7 protein-coding genes, 1 other RNA gene and 2 pseudogenes are annotated in these 10,739 nt (G+C 52.5%); 5 read left to right on the plus strand and 5 right to left on the minus strand.

Going from position 1 to position 10,739, the window contains the following annotated elements; translation table 11 throughout:
- Positions 1-238: 238 nt before the first annotated feature.
- The 3 genes from HMPREF2907_RS02105 to HMPREF2907_RS02115 all read right to left on the minus strand — a co-directional run bounded on the left by HMPREF2907_RS02105 (position 239) and on the right by HMPREF2907_RS02115 (position 2,179).
- On the minus strand, positions 239-670 hold the full coding sequence (locus tag HMPREF2907_RS02105; protein WP_070679535.1) for a L,D-transpeptidase: 432 nt from the start codon (positions 668-670) through the stop codon (positions 239-241).
- 9 nt (positions 671-679) lie between these two features.
- On the minus strand, positions 680-1,210 hold the full coding sequence (locus tag HMPREF2907_RS02110; RefSeq protein WP_070679538.1) for an outer membrane protein assembly factor BamE: 531 nt from the start codon (positions 1,208-1,210) through the stop codon (positions 680-682).
- A gap of 336 nt (positions 1,211-1,546) precedes the next feature.
- Positions 1,547-2,179 carry an MBL fold metallo-hydrolase gene (locus tag HMPREF2907_RS02115; RefSeq protein ID WP_070679542.1) on the minus strand — a complete coding sequence of 211 codons (633 nt, stop codon included), beginning with the start codon at positions 2,177-2,179 and terminating at the stop codon, positions 1,547-1,549.
- A 146-nt stretch (positions 2,180-2,325) separates the two neighbouring features.
- Between HMPREF2907_RS02115 and HMPREF2907_RS02120 the strand changes: the two genes are divergently transcribed.
- The 4 genes and pseudogenes from HMPREF2907_RS02120 to HMPREF2907_RS02135 all read left to right on the plus strand — a co-directional run bounded on the left by HMPREF2907_RS02120 (position 2,326) and on the right by HMPREF2907_RS02135 (position 7,957).
- Complete coding sequence (locus HMPREF2907_RS02120; protein WP_070679545.1) at positions 2,326-3,132, plus strand: DNA ligase; 807 nt, start codon at positions 2,326-2,328, stop codon at positions 3,130-3,132.
- 420 nt (positions 3,133-3,552) lie between these two features.
- Positions 3,553-4,830: pseudogene (locus HMPREF2907_RS02125) on the plus strand (sel1 repeat family protein); the annotation flags it as partial.
- A 505-nt stretch (positions 4,831-5,335) separates the two neighbouring features.
- Complete coding sequence (locus HMPREF2907_RS02130) at positions 5,336-7,351, plus strand: prolyl oligopeptidase family serine peptidase (RefSeq protein ID WP_070679548.1); 2,016 nt, start codon at positions 5,336-5,338, stop codon at positions 7,349-7,351.
- 138 nt (positions 7,352-7,489) lie between these two features.
- A complete protein-coding gene (locus tag HMPREF2907_RS02135; protein WP_060975714.1) occupies positions 7,490-7,957 on the plus strand; it encodes a CinA family protein in 468 nt (155 codons plus the stop codon).
- A 96-nt stretch (positions 7,958-8,053) separates the two neighbouring features.
- Here HMPREF2907_RS02135 and HMPREF2907_RS02140 read toward each other — a convergent pair whose 3' ends face one another.
- Positions 8,054-9,511 carry an oligopeptide:H+ symporter gene (locus HMPREF2907_RS02140; RefSeq protein ID WP_070679551.1) on the minus strand — a complete coding sequence of 486 codons (1,458 nt, stop codon included), beginning with the start codon at positions 9,509-9,511 and terminating at the stop codon, positions 8,054-8,056.
- 198 nt (positions 9,512-9,709) lie between these two features.
- Positions 9,710-10,071, minus strand: an RNA gene (gene rnpB, locus HMPREF2907_RS02145) — RNase P RNA component class A.
- 215 nt (positions 10,072-10,286) lie between these two features.
- Here rnpB and HMPREF2907_RS12800 point away from each other — a divergent pair.
- Positions 10,287-10,739 (plus strand): annotated as a pseudogene (locus tag HMPREF2907_RS12800) (transferrin-binding protein-like solute binding protein); the annotation flags it as partial.

Raw genomic sequence — 10,739 nt, forward strand, 5'->3', positions numbered from 1 at the left:
GGGGGAAGGAACAGATTGCCGTTGAAGCAATCCGTAGCGTGGGCTTTGCCTGCGAAATGAATACACGGACACAGATAACTAATTCAGATTATTAAGCAGTAAATTTCGTGGGCAAAGCCCACGCTACGGGTTCGGTTTGCTCCAAGTATGTATCGAGTCAATAAAAAGGTCGTCTGAAACCTTGAATTTCAAGTTTCAGACGACCTTTTTCATGCCTGCTATATTATGGTGAAACCCGTCAAATCACTTCCAAAACAAAATATTGGCGCAATTTGTCGTACACTTTGTCGGTTACGTTGATGCAGCCGTTGGTGATGATGCGGTCGGAGACGACGTTGGAAGCGATGCGCTGCATACGGCGCTCGGAGGGTTTGAGCGTCCAGACGCGGTGCAGGGCGAAGAGGAAGTCTTTTTCCTGCTTGAAGCCGATGATTTCGCCGCCGTAGCCGGGTTTGGAAGTCTTCATCAACTGCATATCAAATGTGCCTTTCGGCGTGGTTTTGCCGATGAGCACGGGGTAACACTGGGCATCGTCGGTGAAACACAGCTCGGCTTTGGCGGTGTTGACGATGACTTTTTTGCGTTGCATGTATTCTTTGGCGGCATCGGCTGCGGCAAAGCTGTTCAGCCCTGTCAGCAGTGATATGCCGAGGATGATTCTTTTAAGCATGTTTTCCTGTTATTTGCGGATGCGGTGGTGGGTTTCGGGCGCAACCTCGCGGATGATGATTTGAGGTTCTGGCGCGGGTTGTGGGGCAACTTCTTGTACGGGCGGGCAGACGGCGTCTTCCGGGAAGACGGCTTTCCAATGGAAGCTGCGGGCGTATTTGTGTTTGTCAAACAAGACTTTGTATTGGCAGGTGGTAATGCCTTCTACGCCGGAGCCGATGTCGGGATTGGCGGGAACGCCGGGAGTGCGGAAGTGGAAAAGGGAGTTCCATTCGCGCACGCCGAACATGCCTTCATCGTAGTGCGGACGGCCGAGGATTTTGTAGATGTCGTCTTTGCTCAGACCCGGTTTCATCTGTTCGAGTTCATCGGCGGTCGGGAAGGTGCCTTGGTTTTTGTTGAAGGTTACGGAGTAGGGTTTCGGAAAGACGGGGTTGTCCGTCGTTCCGTCGGCTTTAACGTGGCTTTTGCCGGCGCAGGCGGACAATACGGCTGCGGCAGCGAGGTAAAGGGCGGTTTTGGCGATGCGGGACGTTTTCATGGTTAATCCTTTTTCATGTTGGCGGCTTCGGTTATGCCTCTGCCGCATGGAAAAATACGATTTACCCGCACGCTGTCCTTTGTGCTGATGCCGTTTATTGTCACTTTGTAACAATTTCATACGGATATAATTGGAAATGATGGTACATCGGCTTCAGGCAAGCGTGTGTCCGGGTCGGGTAAAATCGCGTTACTGGTTGTTTATTTTGATGTTTAATCAAATCTAAGGCGAAATGTTAATTTCTTGTTCAGATTCCATGCAAGTTTTATGCCAATTTTTTAAAAAGGTCGTCTGAAACGCTTATCCGTGTTTCAGACGACCTTTCGCTTTCAGGATTTAAAAAAACGGATTGTGCCGTTTTTCATGCCCGATGTCGGTCATTCTGCCGTGTCCGGCGATGACGCGGGTGTCTTCGGGCAGGACGAACAGTTTGGTGCGGATATTATAGATGAGGTCGGCGTGGTTGCCGCGCGGGAAGTCGGTTCTGCCTATGGTTTCGTAAAACAATACGTCGCCTGCAATAAGCAGCCCTGCTTCGGCGCAGTAGAAAACGACGTGGCCGGGCGTGTGGCCGGGGATGTGCAGGACTTGGAAGGCGTGGCTGCCGACCTTGAGCGTTTCGCCTTCGGTCAGCCAGTGGGTCGGCTCAAACGCGGGGGAAACGGGAAAGCCGTATTGGGCGGTCGTTTCGGGCAGGGCTTGCAGCAGGAAACCGTCGTCCGCATGAGGGCCGATGACGGGGACGGGGCGGTGTTCCCGCAATTCCACCACGCCGCCGGCATGGTCGAGGTGTCCGTGGGTCAGCCAAATGGCGGTCAGGGTGAGGTTTTTCGCGTCCAGCTCTTGCAGGAGGTAGGAAACATCACCGCCGACATCGGTCAGGACGGCTTCGCGGGTTTCGTCATCCCACAAAAGGGTGCAGTTTTGGCGGAAAGGGGTAACGGCAATGATTTCGGCTTGAAGTGCCATGAGGCGGGATTCCTTGGGTAGTGGTTGGACGGGGGCTTGAACTTCGTTGAAACGATGTTTTCAGACGACCTTCGGTCTGTTTATGCGGTATCATTATTATATTTGAAATAATCACTCACATTATTGGAACGTTTATGAGAACTTCAATGCAAGGCATGATACCGATTTTTGCCGCTTTTTTCATCCAAACGGCGCTCGGCGCGGATTTGATGCTGGCGCAGGAATACAAAGACCAAGACATTGCAGGCTGGGCGATGAGCGAGAAGCTCGACGGCGTGCGCGCGTATTGGGACGGGCGGCAACTGGTCAGCAGGCAGGGCTACGCGTTTACGCCGCCCAAAGGCTTTACTGCGCAGTTCCCGCCCTATCCGCTCGACGGCGAGCTGTATAGCGGGCGCGGACAGTTTGAACAGATTTCCACCGCCGTGCGCTCGTCTTCCGGCGACTGGCGCGGCATCCGCCTGCACGTTTTCGACGTACCCAAAGCGCAGGGCAATCTCTACCAGCGCCTCGCAGTCGCGACGCAATGGCTGAAAACACATCCGAACGCGCCCATCACCATCATCCCGCAAACCAAAGTGCGCGACCGGCAGCACGCGATGGATTTTTTGAAACAAATCGAAGCGCAGGGCGGCGAAGGCGTGATGCTGCGCCAACCCGAATCGCGTTACAGCGGCGGCAGGAGCAGCCAATTATTGAAACTGAAAAGCCAATACGACGACGAATGCACGGTAACGCGGCATTATGAAGGCAAAGGGCGCAACGCCGGACGGCTGGGCGCGGTCGGCTGCAAAAACCAACACGGCGAATTCCGCATCGGCAGCGGCTTCAAAGACAAAGACCGCGACAACCCGCCCAAAATCGGCTCGGTCATCACATACCGCTACCGCGGTTTCACACAAAAAGGCACGCCGAAATTTGCGACGTTTGTGCGGGTCAGGACGGACAGGTGAAAGCGGATGATTGGAAGGTCGTCTGAAAACCGTATTTTTAGGTTTTCAGACGACCTTTTTATAAACATGGATGGATACTGAATCGGTTTTCTGCTTTTGGTGTGGGAAGAGGGAGCTTTGGTATATCGCGGGGAATTTAACTTTTGATACAGCAGCTTATTTAGCCCCGTCATTCCCGCACAGGCGGTAAACAATATATCGGAGTAAGTTATTTGCTTATTTATGATGTACAATTTCTGCCTGATCGTTTTTTAATGGATTGGTTTGATAAAGGGATAAATGATGGATATTAATCGTTTGATTTTTGAAAGTTTACTATTATCCAATGATGGAAAATACGTTGAAGCGATTGAAAAGCTGAATCAGGCTTGGTGCGAGATTCCAGATAAAAATAACCAAATTTCAGAGCAATTCTTGATTCAATATCAACTTGGCAGTTGTTATCTTGAACTGATTAAGAGAAGTAAAGGCACAGAAAGCTTTGTTAAACAGGCTAACGAAAATTTTTTGGCTGCTTACGAAAAATTATCACAATTAAGCGATGAGGATGAGGAGGAAAAAAAAGAATGGAAAAAAATAATCTATCAAGGTTTAAAAGATATTCATTACCTAAATGAAGATTGGCATTCCTATTTCGAGAAGAAAAAGCAAGAAATACAGGAATCACTTTTCAAAGACGAAACTTCACAACTGCAAGATGCCGTTTCAACCGTGTTGGCGGTTCTCCATATCACACCGATAGAATTGGGTTCCATCCCGATGGCGCATTACACCTCGCCCCATGTATGCCATATATTATTCGGGATTGATAACAACGAAACCGCCAGTCCGATGCGGCTTGGCAGCTCTACCTATATGAACGACCCGTCCGAGGGCAAGAGTTTGCTGGACTTGCTAAACCAGCAAGATTTAGGGGTGGAAAACAAGTCGGATAGCGCGTCCCACAATGCTTTTTTTACCTGTTTCTCCAGCCGCGTCAACGATTTGAACCAGTTCCGCCTGTATGGGAAAGAAGACGGCGTGGAGGCTTCGGGCTGCTGCCTGGTGTTCAATAAAAACAGGAATTGGCTGAAAAACGCGGATATTTCCGCTACATTTACATTCCGTAGTCTGTCTGAAACGTCTGGGCAGAATTCAGACGACCTGCCCAAAGTTGATGAATATGGAAAACTGCCGCTTTATCAAGTCGCCTATATCGCGTACAAAGATGAATATATTGCGGAAAAGAAATGCGGGATATGGTTTCCGTCTCAAGAAGAACCGAAATTCGGTATCCGCCTGAAACCCGTCGGAAATGAAGGATGGCATCAGTTTCGCTTGGAAAGATTAAAAGAAGCGTTGGAAGAGCTTATCGGGTTTTTCAAGGACAAATCTGCCGTCAGTGACGAAAGTAAAGATGCCTTGGAATACATCCGCTATCTGTTTAAAGACTTCGCCTTCCGCGATGAAGAAGAGTTCCGCCTGTTGGTCATCAAGCCAATCGATTCGGAGGAAATCGAATATTGCAAGGATACTAAATCCATCTATATCCCTTATGCCGATATACGGAATCAGGCGGACGAGGTGATTTTGGGCACGAATTACGAAAAAACCGGCAATCAACGCAAGGCGGAAGTGTTCCGCTATCGGATGAAGCAAAAATGCCCCGACGTCAAAGTCTCCCGCTCGACGCTGCCGATTAATCCGCCGAATAAGTAGGTTGGTTTGCGCGGCAATGCCGAAACAGCCGTAGCCGTAGGTCGGATACTTGTATCCGACAAAAACCTGCCATCCCCAAAGCCGTCGGATTCGAGAATCCGACCTACTGAAACTTTTGATACAGCAGCTTATTTAGTCTCGTCATTCCCTTTAGCCCCGTCATTCCCGCGCCGGCGGGAATCCAGGATGCGGAATTGAGGAAACCTTTTTTCCTGACAGATTTCCGTGCCGACAGGACTGGATTCCCGCCGGTGCGGAAATGACGGCTGATGGTTAAGTGTATCTGAAACGGTAGTGGACTCTCCCACACTTATTTTCAGATGACCTTTCCCCAAGCTCTACGGATACCGAACTGGTGTTTCCCGCTTTGAAGGCTGATGGCTAAGCGGTGTATCGGAAGCGGTAGTGAAACCCGCCGCCCCGTTTTCAGACGACCTTTTCATCTGTCTGCAAGGCTTTCCCGCTATAATTCCCGCTTTCGCTATTTTCAGACGACCTCTCTTCTATGAAATCCTATCCCGATTCCTATCTCCATTTCGAAAACCTCGACGCCCCCGAAACGCTAAACTTCGCCGCTGAAGCGCATTCCGAAACGCGTGCGCGTTTTTTGGACAACGATAAAGCGCGCGTGCTGTCGGACGGGATTTTGGCACAGATGCAGGACACGCGGCAGATTCCGTTTTGTCAGGAACACCGCGCGCGGATGTACCATTTCCATCAGGATGCGGAGTATCCGAAGGGCGTGTACCGCGTGTGTACGGCGGCGACCTACCGTTCGGGCTATCCCGAGTGGAAAATCCTGTTTTCGGTGGCGGATTTCGACGAGCTGCTCGGCGACGATGTGTATCTGGGCGGGGTGTCGCACTTGGTGGAGCAGCCCAACCGCGCGCTGTTGACTTTGAGCAAATCGGGCGGCGATACGGCTTATACGCTGGAAGTGGATTTGGAAGCGGGCGGGCTGGTCGAGGACGGCTTTCATTTTCCGGCGGGGAAAAACCATGTGTCGTGGCGCGATGAAAACAGCGTGTGGGTGTGTCCGGCTTGGGACGAGCGGCAGTTGACCGAATCGGGCTATCCGCGCGAGGTGTGGCTGGTGGAGCGCGGCAAGAGTTTCGAGGAAAGCCTGCCGGTGTACCAAATCGGCGAAGACGGGATGATGGTGAACGCGTGGCGTTACCTCGATCCGCAGGGTTCGCCGATTGATTTGATTGAAGCGTCGGACGGTTTTTACACCAAGACGTATTTGCAGGTGTCGTCTGAAGGCGAGGCGAAACCGTTGAACCTGCCCGCCGATTGCGACGTGGTCGGCTATCTGGCGGGGCATCTTTTGCTGACGCTGCGCAAGGACTGGAACCGCGCGAACCAAAGCTATCCGAGTGGCGCGCTGGTGGCGGTGAAGCTGAATAGGGGCGAACTCGGGGCGGCGCAGCTTTTGTTTGCACCCAATGAAACGCAGGCATTGGAAAGCGTGGAAACGACCAAGCGTTTTGTGGTGGCGAGCCTGCTGGAAAACGTGCAAGGCCGTCTGAAAGCGTGGCGGTTTACCGACGGCAAATGGCAGGAAGCCGAGTTGCCGCGCCTGCCTTCGGGTGCGCTGGAAATGACCGACCAGCCTTGGGGCGGCGACGTGGTTTACCTTGCCGCCAGCGATTTCACCACGCCGCTGACGCTGTTTGCGCTGGATTTGAATGTGATGGAACTGACCGTCATGCGCCGCCAGCCGCAGCAGTTTGTTTCAGACGGCATCGAAGTGCGGCAGTTTTGGGCGGTGTCGTCCGACGGCGAGCGCATCCCTTATTTCCACGTCAGCAAAAACGCCGCGCCCGACACGCCGACGCTGGTCTATGCCTACGGCGGTTTCGGCGTGCCCGAGCTGCCGCATTATCTGGGCAGCATCGGCAAATACTGGCTGGAAGAGGGCAACGCCTTCGTGTTGGCGAACATACGCGGCGGCGGCGAGTTCGGCCCGCGCTGGCATCAGGCGGCGCAGGGAATCAGTAAATACAAAAGCGTCGACGATTTGCTTGCCGTCGTGCGCGATTTGTCCGAACGCGGCATGAGTTTGCCCCAACACATCGGTTTGCAGGGCGGCAGCAACGGCGGCCTGATTACCGCCGCCGCCTTCGTGCGCGAACCGCAAAGCATAGGCGCGCTGGTGTGCGAAGTGCCGCTGACCGACATGATCCGCTATCCGCTGCTCTCCGCCGGTGCAAGCTGGACGGACGAATACGGCAACCCGCAGAAATACGAAGTCTGCAAACGCTGGCTGGGCGAATTGTCGCCGTATCACAATCTTTCAGACGGCATCAATTATCCGCCTGCGCTCATTACCACCAGCCTCAGCGACGACCGCGTCCATCCCGCCCACGCGCTCAAGTTCTACGCCAAACTGCGCGAAACCTCGCCGCAATCGTGGCTCTACGCTCCGGACGGCGGCGGCCATACCGGCAACGGCACGCAACGCGAATCCGCCGACGAACTCGCCTGCGTGTTGCTGTTTTTGAAAGAGTTTTTGGGGTAAGGGCGGGAGCGACACTGCTGCCGCGAATGAAAAAAGGTCGTCTGAAAACCGGAAAATCAGTTTTTCAGACGACCTTTCCTATCTTCATCGCAATCGGCCTATAATCAAGTCCGAACCCCAAAAACGAAAGGACGTCACATGACCGCGCTGCAAACCATCGCCGAACACCTCACCCGACACCGACAAACCGTTACCTGCGCCGAATCCTGCACGGGCGGCCTGCTTGCGGGCGCATTCACCAGCATCGCGGGCAGCTCGCAATGGTTTCATCAAAGTTTCGTTACTTACAGCAACCAAGCCAAAGAAGAACGCCTCGGCGTCATGCCCGACACCTTGCTGCAACACGGCGCGGTCAGCCGCGAAACCGTGTACGAAATGGCGCGCGGTGCGAAAGCCGTCGCCCAAGCCGACTACGCCCTGAGTATTTCCGGCATCGCAGGCCCGGGCGGCGGCAGCGCGGCAAAACCCGTCGGCACGGTGTGGTTCGGGTTGTCCACGCCGACCGAATCGTTGGAGCAAATGAAAATCTTCAGCGGAGACCGAGAGGCCGTCAGAAATCAGGCAGTCGCCTTCGCCCTTGAATTTTTGGCGGAACATTTGGTTTGACGGTTCCCAACGCAAGAACGGCAAACCGCGTTCATGCAAAAGGTCGTCTGAAAAATTTTTCAGACGACCTTTTGTATGTCTTGCTCAGAGCGGTTTTTAATCCGCGCCTTTGAGCATTCTATTCAAAACGGGAACAAGCAATAACAATACCGCACCGGTTATCACGCCTATACCGCAAAGCATCCAGTAGAAATCCAGCGGTGCTTTATCGTTGAATCCTTCTTTAAACAGCACGCCGCCCAAAGTAAAGCCCAATGATAACCCTAAGAAATTGAGCGCGACCATTTGGGTTTTGAACATGGGCGGAGCGATTTTGGTGGAAACGGAAAGCGAAATCGGAGAAATCATGAGTTCGCCTATGGTGATGGCAAGCAGGATCAGCGCGAAAACGATGATCGGCATGGGCGTGCCGGACGAGATATACGGCACGAATCCAAGATAGGATACGCCGACAACCAGCATCGCCAACGCGAATTTCAATGGGGTTTTCGGCTGGTGTCTGCCCATTTTTGTCCAAATCGCCGCCATCACGCCGGAGAAGAGGACGACCCACATACTTTGGATGGAATCTTTCCAGGCGACGGGTACAGTCCAGCCGCCCATGGTGCGGTCAACCGTTTCGTCAAAGTACACCGTTGCCACGGTATAAACTTGGAACCAGACCGCCCAAAACAGGCAAATGGTCAGAAACAGCGGAATATAGGCGGTGATGTAGCGTTTGTTTTCAGACGACACATGGCTGCTGCCGAGCAGTCGCGCGAAATAGGCGATGACGGTGAGGATGACCGTACCGAGCAGGAATTTGGAAAAGTTGTCCAAATTGAGCGTATCTGACGCAATCAGGCTGCCGACAATCAAGACAATCAATACGCCGACTGCAACCGCGGTTTTCACTTTTTCAGGACGCAAAGGATTGGGCGCAGGCGTGTGCGGCAGCAGTTTGCGCCCAACGGAGTAACGCCACAATCCAAAAGCCATACCGACTGCCGCCGCGCCGAAGCCGTAGTGGAAACCCATCTCGGTTTGCAGCAAGCCGGTCAGGAGCGGGCCTAAAAAGCCGCCGATGTTGATGGAGATATAGAAAATCGAAAATCCGGCATCGCGCAGGGGCTTCATATCGTCCGCTTCATAAAGCGAGCCGACCATCGAGCTTGCCGACGATTTCACGCCGCCGCTGCCCAACGCGATGAGCACCAAGCCGCACAGCAGCCCGTAGAGACTCGGTGCGATTGCCAAAACGATGTGTCCGAGCATGACCACGATGCCGGAAATAAACAGCGTTTTTTCCGCGCCCCAAATCCTATCGGCAAGCCATGCGCCGAGGATGGTGGACAAATAAACGCTGCCGCCGTACGCGCCGACGATGCCGCCGGCGAGCGACTTGTCCATGCCCAAACCGCCTTTGTCGGCAGTGTAATACAAATAAATCAATAAGATACCCTGCATACCGTAAAACGAGAAACGTTCCCACAATTCGATGTGGAACAGGGTGGAAAGCTGGATGGGATGCCCGAAGAAGGTTTTTCCCTTGCGGGCGGAGTAGTTGTCAGACATAAAAGTTCTCCAAAGGCGTTGAAACCGCCTTTTATTTTCAGTTGCGGCACATTGCGCACCGCCCATTTTTCAGCCGTATATGGCATAACCTTTTTTAACGTAATATCAAAAAACTGTCAAACTGATTGACCTAAAAAAGCAAAAGGTCGTCTGAAAAACAGAATTCTGTTTTCAGACGACCTTTTTCAATAATCGGGACATACAGGCCGGACGGTAAGCCGGGTTCTGTCTCGGACAGTCATTCCTCTAGGCACACCATTACTGATGCACTCCAGCAACCTACCCGAACGCTCGGCGAGCAGCGTCAATGCGTTCTGTTTGGTCTTGCTCCGGATGGGGTTTAGCCTGCTGCGCCTTGTTACCAAGTGCACGGTGCGCTCTTACCGCACCTTTTCACCCTTACCCGTGCCGCCCGAAGGCGGCCGTCGGCGGTATTGCTTTCTGTTCCACTTTCCGTCGCGTTTCCGCGCCCGGCCGTTAGCCGGCATCCTGCTCTGCGAAGCCCGGACTTTCCTCCCCGTATGCCTTACGCGATACGCGGCGACTGTCTGTCCGACCTGTATGAAACGCGGATTATAACACAATAAAAACATACCGTTTGAGTATAAAAAACGACCATTTATCACGCTTTTTGCATATTTTACACTAAAAAAATGCAAATAAAATAAACCGTTTAACTAAAAATGATACCGTTCGTCGCAAAAATTAGATGACATAAAAATGAAACACGCATAGAATGATTTTCACATAACTACTTTAAATTGAGAACATTGCGATGAAAACACCTTACCCCCATATCTTATCCTGTATTGCCGTTTCGATATTAACAGCCTGTGGAGGAGGTGGCGGAGGCGGTACACCGTCTGTCGCGCCAACCCCGACTTACCCGATTGTCCAACCGGGCAATATTCCGAATCCATCCGGACACACGGAAAGAATGGCAACCTCTCCCGCCGGTAATCAAGCCGATGCAAATAATGCTTTAGAAGCATCTGAAGAAAATATTCATAAAGAAGTAGAAAATTCCGTAAATTCAACACAAACGTCGTCTGAAAACCAGAATCAAGACGTAAAAGCGGATAGCAACGACAAAGCCGAAGCGGAACGAAAAGCTGCGGAAGAAGCCGCCAAAGCTAAAGCCGAAGCGGAACGAAAAGCGGCAGAAGAGGCAGCCAAAGCTAAAGCAGAAGCCGAACATAAAGCTGCGGAAGAAGCCGCTAAAGCTAAA

The organism is Neisseria sp. HMSC055H02, assembly GCF_001813335.1.
GTDB lineage: Bacteria > Pseudomonadota > Gammaproteobacteria > Burkholderiales > Neisseriaceae > Neisseria > Neisseria sicca_C.

Coding starts and splice junctions, on each gene's coding strand:
- HMPREF2907_RS02105 (WP_070679535.1), bottom strand. CDS start 670: ATGCTTAAAAGAATCATCCTCGGCATATCACTGCTGACAGGGCTGAAC.
- HMPREF2907_RS02135 (WP_060975714.1), top strand. CDS start 7,490: ATGACCGCGCTGCAAACCATCGCCGAACACCTCACCCGACACCGACAA.
- HMPREF2907_RS02115 (WP_070679542.1), bottom strand. CDS start 2,179: ATGGCACTTCAAGCCGAAATCATTGCCGTTACCCCTTTCCGCCAAAAC.
- HMPREF2907_RS02120 (WP_070679545.1), top strand. CDS start 2,326: ATGCAAGGCATGATACCGATTTTTGCCGCTTTTTTCATCCAAACGGCG.
- HMPREF2907_RS02140 (WP_070679551.1), bottom strand. CDS start 9,511: ATGTCTGACAACTACTCCGCCCGCAAGGGAAAAACCTTCTTCGGGCAT.
- HMPREF2907_RS02110 (WP_070679538.1), bottom strand. CDS start 1,210: ATGAAAACGTCCCGCATCGCCAAAACCGCCCTTTACCTCGCTGCCGCA.
- HMPREF2907_RS02130 (WP_070679548.1), top strand. CDS start 5,336: ATGAAATCCTATCCCGATTCCTATCTCCATTTCGAAAACCTCGACGCC.